The organism is Providencia sp. 21OH12SH02B-Prov, from assembly GCF_027362595.1.
GTDB lineage: Bacteria > Pseudomonadota > Gammaproteobacteria > Enterobacterales > Enterobacteriaceae > Providencia > Providencia zhejiangensis.
This window is the reverse complement of sequence record NZ_CP114796.1, coordinates 3,054,299-3,079,218: the sequence shown is the minus strand read 5'-3', so window position 1 is coordinate 3,079,218 and position 24,920 is coordinate 3,054,299. Positions and strand designations below refer to the sequence as shown.

16 protein-coding genes and 1 pseudogene are annotated in these 24,920 nt (G+C 41.8%); 9 read left to right on the top strand and 8 right to left on the bottom strand.

Annotated features, from left to right (window positions below):
• Positions 1 to 339 precede the first annotated feature (339 nt).
• From O7C57_RS14390 to serS, 4 genes are all read left to right on the top strand, one after another.
• The gene (locus O7C57_RS14390; RefSeq protein WP_269723269.1) at positions 340 to 4,071 is read left to right on the top strand and encodes a DNA translocase FtsK 4TM domain-containing protein; all 3,732 of its coding nucleotides are present in this window, start codon (positions 340 to 342) and stop codon (positions 4,069 to 4,071) included.
• 77 nt (positions 4,072 to 4,148) lie between these two features.
• Positions 4,149 to 4,769, top strand: a complete 621-nt coding sequence (gene lolA, locus O7C57_RS14385) for an outer membrane lipoprotein chaperone LolA (RefSeq protein WP_154623160.1) — start codon at positions 4,149 to 4,151, stop codon at positions 4,767 to 4,769.
• Between the two features lie 9 nt (positions 4,770 to 4,778).
• Entirely contained in the window at positions 4,779 to 6,122 is a 1,344-nt protein-coding gene (locus O7C57_RS14380; protein ID WP_196714107.1) for a replication-associated recombination protein A, read from the top strand.
• A 150-nt stretch (positions 6,123 to 6,272) separates the two neighbouring features.
• Positions 6,273 to 7,562, top strand: coding sequence for a serine--tRNA ligase (serS, locus tag O7C57_RS14375; RefSeq protein ID WP_154623158.1), 1,290 nt, complete (start codon positions 6,273 to 6,275; stop codon positions 7,560 to 7,562).
• Positions 7,563 to 7,730: 168 nt separating this feature from the next.
• On the opposite strand, the gene O7C57_RS14370 is transcribed toward serS, so the two are convergent.
• Together O7C57_RS14370 and O7C57_RS14365 are read right to left on the bottom strand one after the other, a co-directional pair.
• Positions 7,731 to 8,558 (bottom strand): BPSS1780 family membrane protein, encoded by an 828-nt coding sequence (locus tag O7C57_RS14370; protein WP_154623157.1) that lies wholly within the window; start codon positions 8,556 to 8,558, stop codon positions 7,731 to 7,733.
• 369 nt (positions 8,559 to 8,927) lie between these two features.
• Complete coding sequence (locus O7C57_RS14365) at positions 8,928 to 9,401, bottom strand: Lrp/AsnC family transcriptional regulator (protein WP_154623614.1); 474 nt, start codon at positions 9,399 to 9,401, stop codon at positions 8,928 to 8,930.
• 168 nt (positions 9,402 to 9,569) lie between these two features.
• Between O7C57_RS14365 and O7C57_RS14360 the strand changes: the two genes are divergently transcribed.
• Together O7C57_RS14360 and O7C57_RS14355 are read left to right on the top strand one after the other, a co-directional pair.
• Complete coding sequence (locus O7C57_RS14360) at positions 9,570 to 9,992, top strand: DUF2000 domain-containing protein (protein ID WP_269723268.1); 423 nt, start codon at positions 9,570 to 9,572, stop codon at positions 9,990 to 9,992.
• 35 nt (positions 9,993 to 10,027) lie between these two features.
• Positions 10,028 to 10,654 carry a LysE family translocator gene (locus O7C57_RS14355; RefSeq protein WP_154623616.1) on the top strand — a complete coding sequence of 209 codons (627 nt, stop codon included), beginning with the start codon at positions 10,028 to 10,030 and terminating at the stop codon, positions 10,652 to 10,654.
• Between the two features lie 37 nt (positions 10,655 to 10,691).
• On the opposite strand, the gene pflA is transcribed toward O7C57_RS14355, so the two are convergent.
• From pflA to ycaO, 4 genes are all read right to left on the bottom strand, one after another.
• The gene (gene pflA / locus O7C57_RS14350) at positions 10,692 to 11,486 is read right to left on the bottom strand and encodes a pyruvate formate lyase 1-activating protein (RefSeq protein ID WP_154623617.1); all 795 of its coding nucleotides are present in this window, start codon (positions 11,484 to 11,486) and stop codon (positions 10,692 to 10,694) included.
• 249 nt (positions 11,487 to 11,735) lie between these two features.
• Positions 11,736 to 14,018 carry a formate C-acetyltransferase gene (gene pflB, locus O7C57_RS14345; protein ID WP_154623618.1) on the bottom strand — a complete coding sequence of 761 codons (2,283 nt, stop codon included), beginning with the start codon at positions 14,016 to 14,018 and terminating at the stop codon, positions 11,736 to 11,738.
• A 70-nt stretch (positions 14,019 to 14,088) separates the two neighbouring features.
• Positions 14,089 to 14,946 (bottom strand): formate transporter FocA, encoded by an 858-nt coding sequence (focA, locus tag O7C57_RS14340; RefSeq protein ID WP_154623620.1) that lies wholly within the window; start codon positions 14,944 to 14,946, stop codon positions 14,089 to 14,091.
• A gap of 343 nt (positions 14,947 to 15,289) precedes the next feature.
• The gene (gene ycaO, locus O7C57_RS14335; protein WP_247047663.1) at positions 15,290 to 17,044 is read right to left on the bottom strand and encodes a 30S ribosomal protein S12 methylthiotransferase accessory factor YcaO; all 1,755 of its coding nucleotides are present in this window, start codon (positions 17,042 to 17,044) and stop codon (positions 15,290 to 15,292) included.
• A 194-nt stretch (positions 17,045 to 17,238) separates the two neighbouring features.
• On the opposite strand from ycaO, the gene ansB reads away from it, so the two are divergent.
• A complete protein-coding gene (gene ansB, locus O7C57_RS14330) occupies positions 17,239 to 18,282 on the top strand; it encodes an L-asparaginase 2 (protein WP_269723267.1) in 1,044 nt (347 codons plus the stop codon).
• A gap of 27 nt (positions 18,283 to 18,309) precedes the next feature.
• Here the strand turns inward: ansB and O7C57_RS14325 are convergent, their stop codons facing one another.
• Positions 18,310 to 19,773, bottom strand: coding sequence for an MFS transporter (locus tag O7C57_RS14325; protein WP_163862652.1), 1,464 nt, complete (start codon positions 19,771 to 19,773; stop codon positions 18,310 to 18,312).
• Positions 19,774 to 20,297: 524 nt separating this feature from the next.
• Here O7C57_RS14325 and chiP point away from each other — a divergent pair.
• Positions 20,298 to 21,626: pseudogene (gene chiP / locus O7C57_RS14320) on the top strand (chitoporin ChiP).
• A 68-nt stretch (positions 21,627 to 21,694) separates the two neighbouring features.
• Positions 21,695 to 24,373, top strand: a complete 2,679-nt coding sequence (locus O7C57_RS14315) for a beta-N-acetylhexosaminidase (RefSeq protein WP_269723266.1) — start codon at positions 21,695 to 21,697, stop codon at positions 24,371 to 24,373.
• Between the two features lie 82 nt (positions 24,374 to 24,455).
• On the opposite strand, the gene O7C57_RS14310 is transcribed toward O7C57_RS14315, so the two are convergent.
• A complete protein-coding gene (locus O7C57_RS14310; protein ID WP_269723265.1) occupies positions 24,456 to 24,617 on the bottom strand; it encodes a hypothetical protein in 162 nt (53 codons plus the stop codon).
• Positions 24,618 to 24,920 lie beyond the last annotated feature (303 nt).

The window sequence follows — 24,920 nt, the reverse complement described above, 5'->3', positions numbered from 1 at the left end:
AAGTAATTTTCCATCCACTTTCAGTCACGCCGTGCGTTGTTGATATGATTTTTTCTGAAAATACCCTAGATAACCGCAAGTTCTAGTTTCAATCTATTGATATTAAAGCTATAAATAATTAAGATTTTTAACATCAAATAGAAATTGAATCATCAACTGTAAGATGAAATACTGCATCTTGCAGTGCCTATAGTTGTTTAGTTTGCCATAGTGGCAACAAGTCACGCACAAGACGGTGATTGGTGTTAGAATGGCTTTCACAATGTGCTTATCATCATAGCGAATTCCGATGAATTCGTTTCGACATGGGTGACATCATCAGTCAGTAAAGAAACAGTAATGAGCCAAGAATATACAGAAGACAAACACATTCGATTTAAAAAACTCAGTAGCGGCAGACGACTACTCGAAGTCATTTTGCTGGCCATTTGTTTGAGTGCCATATTCTTAATGGTCGCATTGTTGAGTTTCAACCCTTCAGACCCGAGCTGGTCACAGACCACATGGAATGCGCCAGTTAAAAACTTGGGGGGAAGTGTTGGCTCATGGAGTGCGGATATTCTCTTTTCTGCTTTTGGGATCCTTGCATTTGCCATCCCGCCGTTATTGTTGCTTGGTTGCTGGAGCATCTATCGCTATGAAAGCCAGCGTCGTTACATCGACTTTTTCTCACTCTCATTACGTTTGATTGGTGGGTTAGCACTGATCTTATCATCCTGTGGCCTCGCTGCACTTAATTTCGATGATTTGCCCAATTTCTCTTCTGGTGGCGTGATAGGGAGTGTGTTCAGTAACGCTATCATGCCATGGTTCAACGCATTAGGTGCTACACTTGCCTTGCTTTTTCTATGGGCAATCAGCTTTACGCTATTTACAGGCTGGTCTTGGTTGACGATAGCGGAAAAAATTGGTGCTGCGGTACTAATCCCTCTTACGCTGATGACTAACCGTGCACGTGGTGATGATACTGTAGACTATGACGTGGAAGAAGCAGAAGATGCTTTGCAACGGGCACAAGAAGCTGAACGTCAGGCCATCGAAAATTTCGATGCGGATAGCGACGATGTATTATTTTCTTCACCCACAATTAGTGAATTAGCCGCGGTTGACGTGGATGAACCACAAGCGACAACACAACCCGTGGCAATGCAGACTGAACACACGGATACCCCGGTGGCCTCATCCCTAGCAGCAGAGGATGAAAATTTACCCTCATTTTCAGCCACCGAGCAGCAAGAGGCATATCACTTTGAAGTGCCTGACGATTATCAACCAGTTGTGTACGATAGAGATTTTCAATTTAAAACGAATGAAAATCCGCAAGCGCCAAGCCACGCGGTACAGCAACCTGAAAATAGTCTCAATGATGTTTCGACTCACTCAATGAATCCAAGTCGTGAACAACCTGTTGATTGGCAATCCTTAAATCATGCACAACCTCAAACAGCATCGCCATCATTAAGTTGGCAACAAGCTGAACAACAAAAGCAAGCACCGATTGAACAGAACACACTTTCTTCATTTTCGGGGCCGTCGGGTGCACAAAATACACCTGAGCCAACAATGCCTATTTCACCGGTAAGCGATGCCGTATCTCAGGCAAATGGGCAATCGATGTCTGATAGGGTTGCCGACCCTGCGGCATTAGCAGCAGCAGGAATTTCTGTTGCGGCACTGGAGCGCCATGCACAGGTAAAACAAAACTTAGAGCCTGAATTACCTCGTCCAAATCCTGTGCGCCTGCCAACGCGTAGAGAGCTGTATGGTATTCGAATTCCTTCACTGCGTGATGCTGAGCTTCAGCGTCGCAAGGAAGAAGCATTACAACGCGAGCAAGTTTATCAGCAATGGTCTTCTTCTGAAGAGAATCAGCAGCAAGATGACGATAACGAACAAGAAAATAGGCTACGTGAGCAATTTTTGCAGCAGCAACGTGAACGTTATGGCGTTGATGAAGATAGTGGCCATGACGATGATGCATCAATCCCTCTCGATATCACGCCATCGGAACCGAGGAGCGAAAAAATTGAGCCAGTTGCTACGCGTTATACTCAACCGGACATCGAGCACCGTTGGCCTACCTCATCAACGCAAGTAGAGCCTCAGGCTCATCAATTGACAACGCCTGATAATGGCCTATCGACTCAACCGTCAGAGCATGATAGAGCCAATGATAGCGTTGAGCCGAATTTTGACCTAAGTGAACATATTTCAGTGCTGGATAGTTTCTCTCCAGTTAATGATCTGGTTAATGAAGAACCGGCGGATCCACTGTTTATGCCATCATTTAGCGCGACAACAACGGCGAATAACTCAAATACACCTCCAGTCGACAATACAGTAAAAAATGTGTCGCCAATGCTGGACAGCGCTGCTTACCGGACTGATACTGTTGTGCCGCAACAGCCGCAACAGCCGCAACAGCCGCAACAGCCGCAACAGCCGCAACAGCCGCAACAGCCGCAACAGCCGCAACAGCCGCAACAGCCGCAACAGCCGCAACAGCCGCAACAGCCGCAACAGCCGCAACAAGATAGTCTATTTCACCCATTCTTGGTGCGTAATGATCAGCCGTTGCCTAAACCAACAACGCCAATGCCTTCTTTGGACTTGTTAACCACGCCTCCAGCTCAAGAAGAGCCTGTGGATATGTTTACATTAGAGCAGACGGCGAGATTGATTGAAGCGCGTTTAAATGATTATCGTGTTAAAGCTGATGTTGTTGGTTTTTCACCGGGGCCTGTTATTACCCGATTTGAACTGGATTTAGCGCCAGGGGTAAAAGCCGCACGTATTTCGACATTATCACGAGACCTTGCTCGCTCACTTTCAACAACGGCAGTCAGGGTGGTTGAAGTTATCCCAGGTAAACCTTACGTAGGCCTTGAGCTACCTAATGAGAAACGGCAAACCGTTTATCTAAGAGAAGTGTTAGATTGCGAACAATTTAGGCATAGTTCATCACCATTAACCATGGTGTTAGGGAAAGATATTGAAGGGGATCCTGTTATCGCAGATCTGGCAAAAATGCCTCATCTATTGGTCGCGGGAACAACGGGCTCAGGTAAATCTGTAGGGGTCAACGCCATGATCCTCAGTATCCTATATAAATCTAAGCCCGAAGATGTACGCTTTATCATGATCGACCCGAAAATGTTGGAATTGTCTATTTATGAAGGCATTCCTCATTTATTGACGGAAGTTGTTACCGACATGAAAGATGCTGCAAATGCATTACGTTGGTGTGTCAACGAAATGGAACGCCGTTATAAATTAATGTCGGCGCTCGGGGTGCGCAATTTAGCAGGCTACAATGATAAAATTAAAGCCGCTGAGGAGATGGGAAGACCCATTCCAGATCCTCATTGGAAACCGAGCGATAGCATGGAAATGGAACATCCCATGCTGAAAAAAGAGCCGTATATTGTCGTGATGGTTGATGAATTTGCCGACCTAATGATGACTGCCGGTAAAAAAGTTGAAGAGCTGATTGCTCGCCTTGCACAAAAAGCACGTGCGGCAGGTATTCATCTAGTCTTGGCGACACAACGCCCATCGGTGGATATTATTACTGGTTTGATTAAAGCCAATATTCCAACTCGAATTGCATTTACTGTTTCGAGTAAAATTGATTCACGAACCATCCTTGATCAGGGCGGTGCAGAGTCCTTGCTGGGAATGGGGGATATGTTGTATTTACCTCCTAACTCATCGATTCCTGTTCGCGTTCATGGTGCGTTTGTTCGTGACCAAGAAGTGCATGCGGTGGTGAATGACTGGAAAGCACGTGGGCGTCCTCAATATATCGATAGCATCACTAAATGCAGCGATGAAAATGAGGGAGGCGGCTACGATAGTGCGGAAGAGGAGCTCGATCCATTATTTGACCAAGCCGTTGAGTTTGTTGTCGATAAACAACGTGTTTCAATTTCTGGTGTTCAGCGTCAGTTCCGTATCGGTTATAACCGCGCAGCGCGAATTGTCGAACAGATGGAAACACAAGGTATTGTGAGTGAGCCGGGCCATAATGGTAACCGTGAGGTACTCTCTCCGCGGCAAGCTGATTACTAATTTATAGTGTGGGTTGTTGCAAGCGCAATGGCCAAAGCGTAGTGCTTATTACGGTATCAATAAAAGGTCTTTGTTCGATGAAAAAAATGATGTTATTGGGGGCATTAGCCCTAAGTTTACATATCGGCTCAGTGCTGGCAGATGCCAGCAAAGACCTTCAGGAACGTCTGAATAAGGTCAATAGCTTTCATGCTAGCTTCTCTCAAAAAGTCACTAGCCCTGAAGGTGATTTGGTTCAAGAAGGTGTTGGCGAGTTATGGTTACAGCGCCCGAATTTATTTAATTGGAATATGACATCGCCTGATGAGAGTGTCTTAGTCTCTGACGGTAAAAACTTATGGTTTTACAACCCATTTGTAGAACAAGTTACGGTGACAAATCTTGCAGATGCGACCCAAGATACGCCATTTTTATTAATTACCCGCAATAATCCGTCAGATTGGAAACAGTATTCGATTATTCAGCAGGGGAATACGTTTGATTTGAAGCCTAAGCTCACGAATGGCACTTTGAAACGCTTTTCTATTACCGTTTCACCTGAAGGTACCATTGAGAAGTTTTCTGCGATTGAACAAGATGGGCAAACAAGTGCCTACCAACTTAAAGAACAAAAGAATGGGCCTGTTGATAAGCGTCAATTCACCTTTACTGTACCAAAAGGTGTCACACTCGATGATCAACGCTCTGGTGGTCAATAAGAGGAAATAGTGGGTAACCTATCACTCGATTTTTCACAAAATGAATTTCAACCTCTAGCGGCGCGTATGCGCCCAGAGGTGCTTGAACAGTATATAGGACAACAACATTTGCTGGCGGAGGGAAAACCATTACCGCGGGCAATTAAGGCTGGCCATCTACATTCAATGATTTTGTGGGGACCTCCGGGAACAGGTAAAACGACGTTAGCTGAAATTATTGGCCACTATGCTCAAGCCGATATCGAACGGATTTCTGCGGTTACATCCGGTATTAAGGAGATTCGAGAATCGATCGAAAAAGCACGGCAAAACCGTGATGCAGGGCGTCGAACGATTCTATTTGTCGATGAGGTACATCGCTTTAATAAAAGCCAACAAGATGCTTTTTTGCCACATATTGAAGATGGCACGATCACTTTTATCGGCGCAACAACAGAAAATCCCTCATTTGAATTGAATTCAGCGCTTTTGTCTCGTGCACGTGTTTATCTACTCAAATCATTAGATGCCAGTGATATTGAAAAAGTGTTGTTGCAAGCCATGAGCGATACAAAACATGGTTTGGGTGGACAAAATATTATTTTGCCTGAGAGTACTCGTAAATTAATTGCTGAATTAGTGAATGGTGATGCAAGACGCTCCCTCAATTTGCTAGAAATGATGGCGGATATGGCGGAAAGTGATAGCCATGGTCAGCGTGTTTTAACTGCCGAATTGTTAAAAGAAGTCAGTGGAGAACGCGCCGCACGTTTCGATAATAAAGGCGACCGTTATTATGACTTGATTTCAGCCTTACATAAGTCAGTAAGAGGGTCGGCTCCTGATGCTGCTTTATATTGGTATGCGCGTATTATCACTGCGGGGGGCGATCCGTTATATGTGGCCCGTCGCTTGTTAGCAATAGCATCTGAGGATGTTGGTAATGCGGATCCTCGAGCAATGCAGGTCGCAATTTCGGCGTGGGATTGTTTTACCCGTGTAGGGCCTGCGGAAGGTGAGCGAGCAATCGCTCAGGCCATTGTTTATTTAGCATGTGCACCGAAAAGCAATGCGGTGTATACCGCTTATAAGGCGGCATTGGCAGATGCACAGAGGCAACCAGACTATGACGTTCCCGCTCATTTGCGCAATGCCCCAACAAAGCTATTGAAAGAGCTGGGAGCTGGAAAAGAATATCGCTACGCTCATGATGAGGAGAATGCGTATGCCGCTGGAGAGGTCTATTTTCCACCTGAAATGCAGCATACCCAATATTACCATCCCACAAATCGGGGTCTGGAAGCGAAAATAGCAGAAAAATTAAACTGGTTAGCGCAACAGGATCAAAATAGCCCAACAAAACGCTATCGCTAATGTGGGCAATGCGGTAAGGTTATAAAATAAGATTTTTTATAAAATTTTTTGAGTCGCATGGTCACCAGCGACTTGAAGGTGTACAGGGTATAATACTGGAACGTGTTATACTCTCTTTCAATATTTACTAACAATAATCACAGGATAAGCATGCTCGATCCCAATTTACTGCGTACGGAGCTAGACGCGGTTGCTGAAAAACTGGCTCGCAGGGGTTTTACCCTTGATGTGGAAAAGCTGCGTGAATTAGAAGAACGCCGCAAAGTTTTACAAGTTGAAACTGAATCCCTGCAAGCAGAGCGTAACTCGCGATCGAAATCCATTGGTGCCGCTAAGGCGCGCGGTGAAGATATTGAGCCTTTACGTCAGGAAGTGAATCAGTTAGGCGAAAAATTGGATGCCGCGAAGGTAGCACTAGATAAGCTACAACAAGAAATCCGTGATATTGCATTAAGCATCCCAAATATGCCTGATGATGCTGTACCTGATGGTAAAGATGATTCAGATAACGTTGAGGTGGCTCGTTGGGGAGAACCTCGTCAATATGATTTTGAGGTTAAAGACCATGTTAGCCTCGGTGAACTAGCGGGCGGATTAGATTTTCCAGCTGCGGTTAAACTCACAGGTGCACGTTTTGTGGTGATGAAAGGGCAAATAGCTCGTTTACATCGCGCACTGGCACAGTTTATGTTGGATCTACATACTGAGCAACATGGCTACCAAGAGTTGTATGTTCCTTACTTGGTTAACCATGATACGCTTTATGGTACAGGCCAATTACCTAAATTCGGTGAAGATCTATTCCATACTAAGCCGCTGGAAGAAGAAGCAGAAAGCACTTATGCGTTGATCCCGACGGCTGAGGTTCCTGTGACTAACTTAGTTCGTGATGAGATCCTTGAAGAAGATGCATTACCACTGAAAATGACAGCGCATACACCTTGCTTCCGTTCCGAGGCGGGTTCTTATGGCCGTGATACGCGTGGTCTTATCCGTATGCACCAATTCGATAAAGTAGAATTAGTGCAAGTGGTTCATCCAGAAAAATCGATGGAAGCGTTAGAAGAGCTAACCGGTCATGCTGAGAAAGTTCTACAACTGCTAAAACTGCCGTATCGCAAAGTGATCCTCTGCACGGGGGATATTGGTTTTGGTTCGCGTAAAACTTATGACTTAGAAGTTTGGCTGCCTGCTCAAAATACGTATCGTGAAATCTCTTCTTGCTCGAATATGTGGGATTTCCAAGCACGTCGTATGCAAGCTCGTTTCCGCAGTAAGGGTGATAAGAAAACTCAATTGGTGCATACACTGAATGGCTCAGGCTTGGCTGTGGGCCGTACATTAGTTGCTGTATTGGAAAACTACCAATTAGCAGATGGTCGTATTGAAGTGCCTGAAGTATTACGTCCATACATGAAAGGCCTCGAATATATCGGCTAATTGATTGAGTTAAATTAACTAGAAATAATAACGCCACTTTTTAGTGGCGTTATTATTTTGACGGTATTTGCCCGTTTGCATTCTATTAGAGGCTCAAATATAAAACCACCCGAGTGGGTGGTTTTGATTTGTAGCCTCTAATTTCAGTCAAAACGAAAGAGGATAAACTTAGTTAATTAATTTTTGTTTATCATCATTTTGTGCAAAGAATAGGTTACGGTAGGAAGTGTAATAACAAACACACATGATAGGCATCGTGATTAAAAGACCTAATCCGAATGGGATTGCGGAAACAAACAGAATGATGGTAATCACGATAAAGAATAGAATACCTGGAAGGATATTTTTACTGACCGCTTTTAGGCTTGCAGAGATCGCTGCACCTACTTTGAAATTATGGTTCATGATAAGAGCAGGAGCGAACCAAGTCATTGCGGCAGCGACGATACCAGTGATGGCCATAATGATGGCGATATAGAAGAATGAACCACCTAAAGCAAAGATAGCTTCTGGTGAAATTTGTCCACCTTGACCTGCTTCTAATAGAACAGCCATTAATGCCGTACCCCCGATCATGGTTGCAATAAAACCACCAACGAGTGTCACAGCAAAATTAATTGCGCCGACAGCAAATAGAGCACCAAATTTCGTTTGGAAACCAGCAAATAAGGTACCAATATCGACTTCACCTGTTGTACGCTGTTTTTCACAGATAGCAATGATACCACCAATAAGAATTGGGCTTACGAAAGTCACAAAGAAATTCACCAATGGGATCATTGAAAGAACTAAGATAAAAGCAAAGAAAATAATATTAATCAGTACCCACATACCTAACTTTTCTTTAACCATAGCCCATGCTTGGCTAATCCAATTAATTCCTTCGCCAGCATCAACAGCTCTTGGCTCAGCGAGAAATACAGAATTATCCATAGGGTTTTGTTTGTTTACAGAAGATGCAGGTGCATTTTGGGAATCGAAATTTTCGTTATTCATGATAGAAAAATAACCCGTAATGTGTAATGAAAGTGTAATGTTTTTAATGGAAATATGGTCAAAATTTAAATAACAAATAAAAATATACTTGAATTATTCAAGTACCGTGTGCCGTGCATGATTATGTAGTTAAATAAAATTTATTCAAAGCAGACTATTCTGGGAAGAAAAATTCAATGTAAAGAGTTGGGAATAGGGTTTTTATTAGATGGTTATACAAATATTTATCCTTTTTTATGCATTTTTTGAGTATTAGTGCTAAAAATATGACAAAAGGTCTAAACGGATATTTTAAACATGAGGAAGAATAAGCTAAATAAAAGTGAGCCGTTTTTACAACTCACAAAAATTTATCAGTAATAATATTCGTTAACTATTTACTGTTGTTACGGGATAAGAAACTAATGGCTTAATTTCTTTAAGTACGAACATACTTTGCATCTCCTTAATCCCCGGAAGTCGGCGGATCACTGACATCGCAAAATCGGCATAGGAATCTAAATCATGTGAGACAACTTGTAATAAGAAGTCCGCATCACCACCAATACTGTAGCATGAAACCACATTTTCTAATTCACTGACTTCTTGCTCAAACTTTTTGGCTTCTGTTTCGCTATGACTATCGATTGTTACTCTGACAAATACCATCACGCCTAAACCAATTTTTTTACGGTTGAGAATAGCACGATAGCCTTGAATAACATCATCCTCTTCCAATTTACGGACTCGTCGCCAGCATGGCGAGGCCGACATACCCACTTTGTCTGCTAATACCTGATTGGTGATGCGGGCATCATCTTGCAGTAACTGAAGAATTTTTATTTCTGTCTTATCTATGGCCATAATGGGAATTTCCTTGCTTAATTTGGCGAATCACCGGTCAATTATTTCTTTTTGTTACTCTACTATAGATAAGATAGACAACAAATTTCTATTTATTGATGCCATAATTATCGCGTATTACACCTTGTAGTATGAAGTCACTTCCCATTATGAATTAAAGAGGCAAGTATGCAATTTGATGTATCTACTCATCGTTGTGCCATTATTATTAATCAAGACTTAGCGTTAGGCTTAGCTATGAATGCAGCAAGTATTATCGGTGTTGGCATTGGGAATAAAATTGAACAACTGATAGGGCAAGATTTGGCGAGTGCAGATAATATTCATTATCCCGGCGTCATTCTAGCATCATTACCAATATTAAAAGGTTCTGCTGATCGAATTAAACAAATACAAAAAGAGTGTTATGACATTGAAGATATTTATTTATTACCTTTTAGTCTAATTGCTCAGTCCTGTAAAAATTATGATGAGTATAAGCTCAGATTAATGAGTACTCTAGATCAAGATATTCAATTAGCGGCTATTGGTTTAGTGGGTAAAAAAAATAAGATAAATAAATTAACGGGAAATTTATCGTTATTTAAATAAGCGATTATCTCACCACTCTTCTATAGGTTAATAATATGATAAGCATCACACAGTTACTCTCTTATGGGAGTGCGTTGGCTATTGCTGCCATTATTCCGGGACCGGGAATGACGGCCGTCGTCGCACGTACCTTGAATGGAGGGGTTGTAATGGGTTTTGCACTACTGAGTGGATTAATATTGGGGGATATTCTTTATCTTTCGTTTGCGATATTTGGCTTGGTTTTGGTCGCAGATCATTTAGCTATTATTTTTAATGTTATTTATTGGGGAGCCGCCTTGTATTTATTATGGTTAGCATATTCATTATGGCGACAGGATATTCAACCATTAAAGACTTCAGATTCTATCTCAACAAAACAATTCGCGATAATCGGTGCTTCAGGGCTGATGATCACCTTAAGTAATCCAAAAACAATCGCTTTTTATATGGCGATATTACCTTTAGTGATTTCTTTGAATGAGATTACCATAACAATTTGGAGCACAATATTAATACCGATTACATTATCAATATTACTTTTAGTCGGAATGGTATTTATTTTGGGAGCTAAGAAAGCGAGCCAGTTCTTATCGAGTAGACGATCACAAAGGATAATATTTAGAGGAACGGCATTGATGATGGCTGCTGCTGCAATAGGTATGTTACTCAAGACACAATAAATAAGAGTGGCTCTACGCGAGGGTAGAGCCATTATTGTCAATACATTACCTTGTGGCCGTAGCTTTCTAGGATACTTTTCACGCGTTCCATGCTCTCTTTTGAAGGTGGTTTTACACCATCGAGTTTATATTCTTCCCCCATGGTTTCCCACTTGTGTTTACCCAGTTCGTGGTAAGGAAGTAATTCGATTTTCTCGATATTTTTCATATCCTTGGTGAATTCACCTAAGAGATGTACGGAATGGTCATCATCACTCCATCCTGGAACAACCACATAACGTACCCATGTTTTTTGGTTACGTTTGGCAAGATAACGCGCGAATTCAAGTGTACGATGATTAGAGACGCCGACTAAAGTTTGGTGTATCTCATCATTAAGCTGTTTTAAATCCAGCATGACTAAATCAGTGGCATCCATAAGCTCATCGATAACGGGGTCATAGCGACGAACAAAACCGTTAGTATCAAGGCAGGTATGGATATTTTGTGTTTTACATGCACGGAACCAGTCACGAACGAACTCTGCTTGCAAAATCGCTTCACCACCGGATGCCGTTACACCGCCACCACTCGCATTCATAAAATGGCGATATGTCACAGCTTCTTTCATTAACTCTTCGACAGTGACCATTTTGCCAGTATGAGTGTCCCAAGTATCACGGTTGTGGCAGTATAAACAACGCATTAAACAACCTTGAAAGAAGACAATAAAGCGTATTCCAGGCCCATCAACGGTCCCACAAGACTCAAAGGAGTGGATACGCCCGAGAGTTGCAGGCGGTGAAGTGGTACTGATATCTGTGGTTGGAATCGTATTGGTTGTTGTCGACATAGCAGGAACTCCAAAAAAAGACCCGTCATACTTCAAGCGGCGGAGAGTAAGGCTATTGAGTGGCCGCTTACTTACAACTCGAATTATTTAAGGTATTCATCATTAATAATTTGAACTGTAGATTTATTGGTTATTTATTATGTGAAAACAACTTTCAGTGACCAATAGCTTAAAATATTCGGGTTTAGTTCTAAAAAAGCCCCATGGTTGGGGCTTTTTAGTTATTTTATTAATTTATGATGCTCATTATTACATTGAACTGGTGAAAGTACGAGTAATAACGTCTTGTTGTTGCTCTTTAGTCAGTGAGTTAAAACGCACTGCATAACCAGAAACACGGATGGTTAACTGAGGATACTTCTCTGGGTTTTCCATCGCATCCAACAACATTTCACGGTTCATCACGTTAACGTTCAGGTGCTGACCGCCTTCGATAGACGCTTCATGGTGGAAGTAACCATCCATCAAACCGGCTAGGTTAGCCTTACGTACTTCATCATCTTTACCTAACGCATTTGGTACGATAGAGAAGGTATAAGAAATACCATCTTTCGCGTAAGCAAATGGCAGTTTAGCAACGGAAGTCAGTGAAGCAACCGCACCTTTTTGGTCACGACCGTGCATTGGGTTCGCACCTGGTCCGAATGGAGCACCTGCACGACGACCATCTGGGGTGTTACCTGTTTTCTTACCATAAACCACGTTAGACGTGATGGTTAGGATTGACTGAGTTGGTACTGCATTACGATAAGTAGGCAGTTTCTGAATTTTCTTCATGAAACGTTCAACTAAGTCGCAAGCGATATCATCGACACGTGAGTCGTTGTTACCGAATTGTGGGTATTCACCTTCAATTTCAAAGTCAATAGCAATACCGTCTTCATCACGAATTGGTTTAACTTTGGCGTATTTGATAGCAGACAGTGAGTCAGCTGCAACAGAGAGACCCGCGATACCACAAGCCATTGTACGGTAGACATCACGATCATGCAGTGCCATCAATGCAGCTTCATAGCTGTATTTGTCATGCATATAGTGGATGATGTTCAGCGCAGTGACATATTGAGTTGCCAACCAGTCCATGAAGTGATCCATGCGATCCATCACAGTATCGAAGTCAAGGACTTCATCCATGATTGGTGCATGTTTAGGACCAACTTGCATTTTCAGTTTTTCGTCCACACCACCGTTGATAGTGTATAGCATGGTTTTCGCTAAGTTAGCGCGCGCACCGAAGAACTGCATTTGTTTACCAACGATCATTGGGCTTACGCAACATGCGATAGCATAGTCGTCATTGTTGAAGTCAGGGCGCATTAGGTCATCGTTCTCATACTGAACCGATGAAGTATCGATAGACACTTTTGCCGCGAATTTTTTGAAGCTAATCGGCAGTTGCTCTGACCACAGGATAGTCATGTTAGGCTCTGGAGATGGGCCCATGGTATACAGCGTGTTCAGGAAACGGAATGTGTTTTTAGTCACCAGCGTACGGCCGTCAAGACCCATACCTGCCAGTGATTCTGTTGCCCAGATTGGGTCACCAGAGAACAGTTCATCATACTCAGGCGTACGTAGGAAACGTACCATACGCAGTTTCATGACTAAGTGGTCGATTAGCTCTTGCGCTTCTTGTTCAGTCAGTTTACCTGCTTCAAGGTCACGCTGAATATAGACGTCTAAGAAGGTTGAAACACGACCAAATGACATTGCTGCGCCGTTTTGCGATTTCACAGCCGCTAAGTAAGCGAAATAAGTCCACTGAACGGCTTCTTTTGCGTTAGTTGCAGGACCAGAGATGTCATAGCCATATTTTGCAGCCATCTCTTTGATTTGACCCAATGCGCGGTGTTGCTCAGCAATTTCTTCACGCAGTTGGATGGTCATCTGCAAGTCTTCACCTTTTTCTAATCTTTCTTGCAGTGAACCAAACTGATTAAACTTATCTTTCATTAAGTAATCAATACCATACAGAGCTACACGACGGTAGTCACCGATGATACGACCACGACCATAAGCATCAGGTAAACCGGTTAAGATACCTGATTTACGGCATTTTAGGATGTCTGGTGTATAGACATCGAAAACACCTTGGTTATGAGTTTTACGGTATTCAGTGAAGATTTTTTTCAGGCTAGGATCTAAAGTACGATCATAGGCTTTACATGAACCTTCAACCATTTTGATCCCACCGAATGGAATGAGTCCACGTTTTAGAGGTGCATCAGTTTGTAGACCAACGATTTGTTCTAAATCTTTGGCGATATAACCCGCATCATGGGAAGTAATCGTTGATGCAACATCAGTGTCAAAATCAACGGGCGCATGCGTACGGTTCTCGATTTTGATTCCTTCCATGACTTTGTCCCACAGCGTATCAGTTGCTGGGGTAGAGCCTGCTAAGAAAGATTCGTCACCTTCATATGGAGTATAGTTTTTCTGGATGAAGTCACGTACATCGACGTTATCCTGCCAGTTACCTTGGTTAAAACCTTGCCATGCTAAAGCGAATTTTTCATTTAATTCTGACATGATACTTTTACCTTTTAACAATGGATCTTTTAAGGATCTTAATAAATCTTTTCGTGAGTGTCAGTGGCTATTAATGTTTTTGGCCACCACGTAAATGCATGAACCAATAAATTAGGCCGACTAAAAGTGCGCCGCCAATAATGTTACCGATAGTGACTGGTATAAGGTTGTCTGTAATAAAATGACTAACAGTTAACTGTGAAAAGTGTTCTGGTGAAACACCAATCTGTGTCCAGAATTCAATAGGGGCAAACTCTTTGATCATGATGCCTAGCGGGATCATAAACATGTTTGCGATGCTATGTTCAAAGCCGCTAGCGACGAACATGGCGACAGGGAGCACAAGAACCAATAATTTATCGGCTAGGCTACGACCCGAATAACTCATCCAAACAGCTAAACAAACCATTAAGTTAGCTAAAATACCTAAACAAACAGCCTCAATAAATGTATGGTGCAGTTTATGATCGGCAGTTTGTAAGACATTAAGTCCCCACTGACCATTTGCCGCAGTATATTGCCCAGCGAACCAAATCAACGCGACAAAGAACAGTGCGCCAATCAGGTTGCCAATATACACGTTGAACCAGTTTAGAAACATTTGTCCCCAAGTGATTCGCCCTGTTGCTTTGGAAACAATGGTCAATACAGTGGAAGTAAACAAATCTGCACCGCATATGACAACGAGCATTAATCCAAGAGAGAAGCAGACACCACCAATGAGTTTGGTAAAGCCGAAGGGAGCTGCTTGTGCGCCAGTGGTCGCAGTAATATAAAAAACAAATGCGATTGAGATAAAGATACCGGCAGTGAATGCTGACAAGTATGTAATTGCAGGATGTTTGTTGGCTTTGTAGACACCAGAGTCATCTGCAACTTGAGCCATTACAGCAGGAGGCAAAAGATTAAAAGGGTTGTCAGCTTTCATACTAACACTCTCTTACAAAGTTGATTAATTATAGCACGCAATCATAGTAACAAACGGCATAACAGAGAAATTTGATATGGATCATGAACTGTCGTAAGAAATCGACTTAAATTGTTGAAAAATAGTTAATTTTTGATTTATCTTCTTGATTTATATAAATTAAATAAATTTTAAAATTTACTAAAAATTTTTATGTTTTACCGTTTAACCCAAAATACAAGTAAAAAAACGGGCCTATTTGTTATCTAAATATTGCAAATTTAGACGTGTTTTTAATTAATTTAGTTTATGTGAAGATAATGGCCTAAAGGCCATTATCTTAAAAAGATGATCGAGAATGGGATTAGGCATTTTCACGTTTAGCTTTTTGCAGTTTTTCATAGGCTGCAAGTAACGCTTGGTGTGCTGGTAATGCCGTTAATTCATCATCGATAGACCACAAACCATAAAAGCATGATTCACCTGAAAGAGCGGCGGAAGCGGCGTCGACAGTTTTTTGACCATACATGCGAACAAATGCAGTGTAGTATTGTGACTTATCACGCTGCTCTTCTTGATTTAATAACAGCAAGGTGTGTAAACAGCGGTAATAATTCGCTCGTTCAGCTGTAAATACGGAGCTGTTAAAGTCTTGTGTCCACTCAACCCAAGCGAGCGCTTGCTCAAGGTCGCCACCGGCTAAGGCTAACATAGACTTTAATTCGCCAATACGTAAGTGACTCCAGCCATTATCTTTGCCTACGGCAAGACCCAATAATTCACGTACACGAGTAAAATCATCTAGGCCTTCATCGTCAAGCTGCTCAATAAGATTGAGGTAATCTTGTTTTTCCCATTGACTATCAGGCAGGTTAATAATGGTATCGCGTAAATGTGCGCCCATTGCATTGTTGGCAATATGCAGATCTTCTACGGGATAAATATCAGACATACCAGGCACAAGAATACGGCATGCATAGACGCCTAAATGGTGGTAATCGGCGATATACACTTCCGCATCTAATTGATTAAAGATCCCCATCAATGTGGCGAACTCTTCTTGAGTGGTGCCTTTGAAACTCCAATCAACAAATGGGTAATCGGCTTCATCTTTAAACAGATCCCAGCTAATAAGTCCACTTGAGTCAATGAAGTGGGTTTCTAAGTTTGTGTGTTCAGCCACCTCTTCATCGTCAAATGTTGGCGCGTTAAACACATCAAGATCTTTGAGGCCACGGCCTTGTAGCAGTTCGGTGACTGTACGCTCTAAGGCAACACCAAAATCAGGATGCGCACCAAAAGAAGCAAAACAGGTGCCATTTTGAGGATTAAATAGCACAACACAGATCACAGGAAATTGGCCGCCGAGAGACGCGTCATAACAGAAGATTGGGAAGCCTTCTTTTTCTAAGGTTTCAACGGCTTCAACAACATTTGGGTAGCGAGCCATAACGTCTGTCGGGATTGCAGGTAGGCTGATACTTTCCGCAATAATACGATTTTTCACAAAACGCTCAAAGACTTCAGATAATCCTTGCACACGTGCTTCATTTGCCGTGTTACCTGCCGACATGCCATTAGACACATACAGGTTACCAACAATATTCATTGGAATATAAACGGTTTGATTATCAGATTGGCGAGTAAAAGGTAGCGCACAGATACCTCGCTCTTCATTTCCTGACTGCAAATCAATTAATTGACTGCCTGCTAATGCACCATCAGGATCATAAAATCGGCGTAAGCGAGCATCTAAAATACCTTCTGGCAAACTATCATCATCGGTGAGTGGGAACCATTTTTCATTTGGATAATGAACAAAATCGCCTTCAGCAATAGACTTGCCTAAATAAAAATCGGCAAAGAAGTAGTTAGTGGATAAACGTTCGAAGTATTCGCCAAGGGCTGAAGCAAGAGCGGCTTTTTTGCTGGCGCCTTTACCGTTGGTAAAGCATAGCGGACACTCTTTGTCGCGAATATGGACTGACCAAACGTTAGGCACAGGATTTAGCCATGAGGCTTCTTCAATATCAAAGCCTAGTTTTTTCAATTTAGTTTGAAAAGCGTCAATAGACACTTCAAGGGCGGCGTCTTTGCCTGGGATAAAGGTTTGGGTCATGGTCAATCACTTGTTAAAAAGGGGTATAGGCGGCCTATGATACGGATTTTTCCATGTCTGCTCACGCTTTTTATTCTTATTAGAGTAAATCATCTAAATATTCATAATTTCATCTAAAATAGATAGAGGCATCACGGAAATACTGTTTCAATTCCACATAATAACGTAAGTTTATTTAAAATAGAGGTCATAGGATGAAACAAGGTAAAAAGGTATTACTGGCGACAGCGCTCACACTCTGTACTGCATCGGTGTATGCATTACCTAATATTACGGTCTTAGCAACGGGAGGCACGATTGCAGGTGGTGGTGATTCAGCCACATCTTCTAGCTATCAAGCCGGTAAAGTGGGGATTGATGCGCTTATTAATGCGGTGCCTGAGATTAAAAAAATTGCCAATCTTACAGGTGAGCAGATCGTCAATATTGGCTCTCAAGATATGAATGATCAGGTGTGGCTGACATTAGCGAAAAAAATCAATCAAGAGTGTGATAACACCGATGGATTTGTGATTACTCATGGTACAGACACATTAGAGGAAACCGCTTTTTTCCTTGATTTAACAACATCCTGCCAAAAACCAATTGTGTTAGTTGGCGCAATGAGACCATCAACTGCATTGAGTGCTGATGGTCCTCTTAATCTTTATAATGCAGTGGTGGTGGCAGCGGATAAATCTGCTGGTGAACGTGGTGTGTTAATGGCCATGAATGACAAAGTCGTTCAGGGACGGGATGTGGTGAAAATGAGCACCACAGAAGTACAAGCGTTTGATGCTGTGAATGCTGGCCCACAAGGTTTTATCCATGACGGTAAAGTAACCTTTTATAAACCAGCCGAACCAAGGGCAACGAAGGCAGCTTTTGATGTGAGCAAACTGGATAAGCTACCTCTAGTCGGTATTGTTTATAACTATGCAAATGCTTCAGCCGCACCTGTCAAGGCTTTGCGTGAAGAGGGAGCGAAAGGGATTGTCAGCGCTGGTGTCGGAAACGGTAATATGTATAAAACAGTTTTTGATGCGCTAGCCACAGCAGCTAAAGAAGATATTGTGGTTGTTCGTTCGAGCCGTGTACCAACAGGTTACACGACACGCAATGCCGAAGTTGATGATAACTTATATGGCTTTGTGGCTTCAGAACGCTTGAACCCGCAAAAAGCACGTGTTTTATTGCAACTCGCCCTGACTGAAACTCAAGATCCACAAAAAATCCAATCATTATTTGAAAAATATTAATGCGGATATAACGTCACCAAAGAGGGGCTATTTATGCCCCTCTTGTTCATTTTTAGATGACAAATTAACCCTGTTTGCGACAATATTTGCCGTGATTAATGCAAAGCAAGGTACTAACGAAAATAAGACAAATAACCAAAGAGACGCTGATTTTGCACCATCCATCCCGCCAGGTACAGAAAGCCCTGCAAGATTTGCGATCATCCCTGCTAGTGAGGCACCGAAAGCGGTAGAAAATAACTGTAATGTTGTAATCGCAGAAGAGGCTTTCTGGGATTCACTGCCAACTGACACTTGCAATACTCGCGTTAATAAATGTGGCCATGCCGCGCCAATACTTGCCCCTGTGATAAATAAAGCGAGGCAAATTATCCATATTTGCAATTGCTCTAGCTGAATGATTTTCGTCATGAATAAGGCAAGTGTGATTAAACCGATAAGTGTGAATAGGGGGCCTAAACGAATAATACGAACGGCAATATTCGGTTTAAAAGAAGATGACAAGATAGCCGCACTTGACCAACCAGCGCCGACAAGCGCAGCCAAATAACCCGATAATAATGGGGCAACGCCATGCAATATCTGTAAAAAATAAGGAACAAAAACTTCAGTCTGTACGCTTAGGCCAAGTAGTGCCATGGTCAGGTAGATTGGCGCGAGCTGTGCGGAAAAATGAAATGTGCCATGCGGGAAGAGCGTATTGTGTCCACGGCGTTCAATAATGACAAGTCGTACACACAATAAGATAGCGATTAACATTCCCCCGATGGGAATAAATTTATCTTGGCTTAGACTTCCTAAAGAGATAGCGAGAACAGCAAAGGAAAGCAATAAAAGCGCTTGCAGTGGGATAGGTTGCTGTGGGCATTGTTCATTAGGATTTTGCGCAGGTAATACTCGCCAAGTTAGCCATAGATAGGGGATACCAACCACCACTAGACACCAAAAAGCGCCTCGCCACACATCATACTCAGCAAATATTCCCCCTAGAGCAGGGCCTAATAGCGTTGCCATTCCCCACATACTCGACATCATGGCTAATACTCTCGACCATAAGTGCTGAGCAAATACGATATGCACCATGGAATAAGATAATGTGAGTAAAATACCCCCACCCACACCTTGAATAACTCTGCCTAATAGCATGATAGGCATGGAAGGCGTCATAGCACAAACCATTGAGCCGATCAGAAAAATCAATGTAGCAAGGCCATAACTTTTTCTTGGGCCAAAATAATTAAGAAGTCGTGATGTTAATGCTGATGAAATAATCGAAGATAGGATAAACAGTGTGGTATTCCAGGCATAAAAATCAATGCCGCCAATATCCCGTACAACAGAAGGTAGCGTTGTTATGGTGATATAAACGTTAATAGCATGAAGGCATATACCGCCGGACAAGGCGAGTGTTAAACAGAGATTTTTGCCAGTAAGGAGTGTTCGCCAGCCTTCCTGATGTTTCCCGTCAATATTTTCGTGCGATTGTTCCATCGTATCTCTCTAATTTCATTTTTCTTTGCTTACATGGAAATATTCACTTGGTTTATTTGTGATTAAAAAACGTGTTCTCAACTAAAGCAGTTATGCATCAACTTAGCAAGTTTGATTGAAACGCTTACAGGCAAAGAATGTTATTTTTTATATTGAAATAAGTATTAGGTGGACCCTCAATACAGGGTTTTTTATCTAAGTTTAATCTTTAATTCAGGATATTAATGCGAAAAACATTATCGGCTCGAATGATTAACACTGAGAATGAATAGAAAAATTAATGTGTCTTGGGTCATATTTTAGGAATAAATATATTTTTAACCTTGATAATTCGCGTCGCGAAAAATAGGCTAAGTAGGTACTCGTATTTTGTTTATTGAAATTAATAATTACCTAATGGGCGACTACTGAAACTTATCACTAAAAAATAATATAAAAAACTGAGGAAACAGCGAATGGTTAATAAAAATGTCAATCGTGGCAGGGGGATGCTCGTGCTTAAAATATGTATCGCACTTCTTCCTATGAGTTATCAACCAATAAGTTTTTCTGAGTAATTTTTAGATGATTCAACACTTAAAGGCGGTTTGTATTATTGGCAACGCGATCGTTCTAGAAAAGAGTTAAACCCTGAAAGCGATAAATATAAAAAATATGCCGATAACCTTAAGCATTCTACCGTAAATGCCAGTCTTGATTATTCTTCAGGTTATTTTCAGGATCTCATCGGTTTAGATTTAGCGGCATTTACTGCCATTGAATTATCAAATAGTGGTCCCGCGGCACCTAATGAAATTGGTTTTAGTGATGCGAAAACGCGTTGGGATGAAAAATGGTCAGGCGATCGTAGCGGCGTCAGTGTTTATAAAGCGGCTGCCAAAATGAAATATGGTCCATTTTGGGGGAAAGGAGGCTATATCCAACCCACAGGACAAACACTGTTGGCTTCCCATTGGAGCTATATGCCCGGTACTTATCGAGGAATTGAAGTCGGAGCGGTATTTGATTTTGAAAACAAAGGGGCTTTGAGCATGTCCTATATGTGGACTGATCGATATAAAGCCCCTTGGTATCGTGATATGTACAACTTCCGTGAAGCTGACAGTAAAACAGGGATTAGCTATCTACAATCGATTGGTTTTAAATATGATTTTAAAAATTCATTAGTATTAGAAGGGGCTTATGGACAAGCTAAAGACTATATAGATCAATACTTTGCAAAGGCCTCTTATGCGGTACCTATTGTTAATCGTGATTTACGAATGTCTTATCAATTCTATGGCGCAAAAGATAAGGTATCTGATGGCGGAGTGAATGATGTTTATGATGGCCTCGCTTTCTTACAGGCGGTGACATTAGGTTATACCTACGAGCAATTTGATTTTCGCTTGGAAGGAACTTACGCCAAAGCGAAAGGTAATCAAGGCTATTTCTTACAGCGCATGACGCCAGGCTACGCGACATCAAATGGTCGATTGGATATTTGGTGGGATGGGCGTTCAGATTATAACGCGAATAATGAAAAAGCGGTTTTTGCTGGTGTCATGTACGATTTAGCTCATTGGGATCTGGCTGGTTGGAAAGTAGGTACATCTTATATTTATGGTTGGGATGCTAAACCAAGTACTAATACACAATATGCCCAAGATGTAAAATTAAGAGAAAGCGCTTGGAATATCGATATTTTATATAGTATCCAAACAGGTAGAGCTAAAGATACTTTATTTAAATTGCACTTTACTAAATATGATAACCATACCGATATTCCAAGTTATGGTGGTGGGTTCGGTAATATATTTCAGGATGAAAAAGATATTAAGTTTATGGTCATGATGCCATTCACTATTTTTTGATAGCACGGTCACTGCTATTAAAAATATTATGTGGCAGTGGCTAAATTGAATTTAATATTGAGGTCACAATGAAAAGACATTATTTACATCCTTTAGCGTTATTAATTTCAGCCACCTTTATTTCTACGATGGCGAATGCTGAGCAAACATCGGATCAAATCGTTGATGCATTAAGTCATATCGATGTAAAAATTAATGTGGTTGATAACCAAGCAGGTGAGCATGGCATGGATTGCGCTGCACTTGGGGCGGATTGGGCGGCTTGTAATCGCGTTGATATTACGTTGACCAATGGTGATCAAGCGATTGAATCGGCTGATTGGGCACTTTATTTTCATAGTATTCGGCAAATACTCAAACAAGATAACCCACAGTTTACTATCACCCATTTAACGGGGGATTTGCATAAAATCACCCCCACTGAGCAGTTTAATGGCATAAAAGCACATGAAAAAATTGTGTTGCCAGTGACGGGGGAATATTGGCAAGTGAGCTATTCTGACTTTATGCCTCGTTGGTATGCGACCTCGGGTGATGCTCGGCCTCGTAATTTGAAAAGCACAGATACTCAAGACTCAACCATGTTCGTTGCACCATTTGAAATGAAAAACTGGAAAAGAACGGGAGCCGATAATAATGTCTTAATGACCCCCGAAAATCGTTACCAAAAAAATCTTTCTTTGCAAACATTATCTGAGCAACAGTTACGAGGACAAATCTTACCGACGCCACTCGATATTAAGATACAAGAAGGGAATGCGGATCTTTCCAACGGTGTTAAATTACAACTTGATGGCCTGACTCAGGGAGAATTAGCTGTCATTAATGAGCATTTACAACAGGTCAAATTAAAACAGAATGTTCAGGGATTCCCTATACTCGGGAAGATCGCACCTAGACAGTTCGCGCCAGAGAATCAAGTCAGTGGTGCATATGAGTTAGTGATCACACCACAACAGGCTGAAATTATTGGTTATGACCATGTCGGCTTATTCTATGGTATGCAATCACTGCTTTCTGCCGTAACAGAAGCCGATAAGCCTAGTGTGGCGACAATGATTGTGAAAGATAAACCTCGTATGGATTATCGAGGAGTATTTTTAGATGTAGGAAGAAACTTCCATAGTAAACAGATGGTTAAACGTTTAATTGACCAAATGTCTCGTTATAAATTAAATAAATTCCACTTTCACTTAACCGATGATGAAGGATGGCGAATTGAAATTCCGGGGTTACCTGAGCTTACAGAGGTGGGAAGCCAACGCTGTCATGATTTGGATGAACAAACGTGTTTATTACCGCAGTTAGGATCGGGGGCAGAGAATAATAATATGGGAAGCGGCTATTTTACCCGTGATGACTATATTGACATTTTACGCTATGCCAAAGATCGTAATATTGAGGTCATCCCTGAAATAGATATGCCTGCACATGCCCGTGCCGCCGTTGTTTCAATGGAAGCTCGTTATAACAAATTAAAAGCGGCTGGCAATGAGGCTGCCGCGAGTGAATACCGCTTAGTTGATCCATCGGATACATCAGTAACAACCTCTGTCCAATTCTACGATAAACGCAGTTATTTAAATCCTTGTTTAGATTCCTCTAAAAACTTTGTTAATAAAGTGGTCAGTGAGGTTATGCAAATGCACAAGGAGGCGGGGGTTCCATTAAAAACATGGCACTTTGGTGGTGATGAAGCGAAAAATATTCGTTTAGGTGCGGGTTTCCAAGATAAAGCAGGCAATATCGAACCGGGCAAAGGCATAATCGATAAACAAATAGAAGATAAGCCATGGGCGAAATCGGAAGCGTGTCAGGCATTGATCAAGCGAGGTGATGTGAGTGACTTTGATCATCTCTCCAGCCATTTTGCTAAACAAGTGAGTGAAAGTTTACAGCAAAAAGGGGTGACAACAATGCAAGCTTGGCAGGATGGTTTGAAAGATGCTTCTAGTGCAAACGATTTTGCAACGGATAATGTCAGGGTTAACTTCTGGGATACACTGTATTGGGGAGGATTCGATTCGGCGAATGATTGGGCTAATAAAGGTTATCAAGTGGTCATTTCGAACCCTGACTATGTGTATTTAGATATGCCTTATGAAGTCAATCCAAATGAAAGTGGCTATTACTGGGCGACCCGAGCGAGTGACGAACAAAAAATCTTTTCTTTTGCGCCTGATAATTTACCACAAAATGCGGAAACTTCCGTTGATAGGGATGGTAACTCATTTAGTGCGAAAAGTGATAAGCCATGGCCAGGTGTCTATGGTCTTTCTGGACAACTATGGAGCGAAGCTGTAAGGACGGATGATAAGGCGGAATATATGCTATTTCCTCGCATCCTGCCTTTAGCTGAAAGGGCATGGCATAAAGCGCAATGGGAAAATCAGTACCAAATAGGTCGTGAATATATCGGCGGTAAAACCAATTATGTTTCACAGCAAAAACTGGCAGATGATTGGAGCCGTTTTGCGAGTCTCGTTGGTATGAAAGAGTTACCCCGTCTAGATAGAGCAGGGGTGGCTTATCGTATCCCTGTGCCTGGTGCGAAAATTGAAAATGGCCTTTTACTCGCCAATATCAGTTATCCAGGTTTAGTGATTGAATATGCTTTAGCAGATAGCGACCATTGGCAAACGTATTCAGCACAAAAGCCTCCAAAGGTTAAGGGTAATGTAAAAGTACGAGCCAAAAACCCAGCTGGAACAAGAACAAGTCGTGTAGAAACGGTGGTACAAAAATAACGAGAGGCTATGAGGGTGGTGCCAGAGCGTACCACCTTTTTAAATGCTAGGTTTAACCGCCTATTACAGTACTCGTGTATGTTTAATAGACGATGATTGCCAAGAAATTAACGCTTTCAGCTTCAATAGACACCGCTTTTTCTATATCCAGACGACATGTATTTTGAGGAGACTCAGTAATCTCGTCATTGGCACTTAGGTGCTTTATCTTTTCTAATACACCTTTCCCTGACAATCGCAGCATCAGGTTCATCGTAAACTGTTAGCTATTTATAGTTAGCTGAGTTTATAGATACAATATAATGATGCGACTGTTTGATTAACGTCTGTTTTGTCATGAGATCGATGATTGGAAAATAGAAGGATGGGAGAGATGATGACTCAGGATGTTTTTCTTGATAAATAAGGCAAGCTGACGCAAGACATGCGTCAGTATTTAGCGATAAATAAAAGAAAACCCCATGTGATTCATGAGGTTTATCAGTATATATATAAGGAGCTAAATACGTTCCTTTTTATGAATTATGTTAATGGTTTTTCAACCATT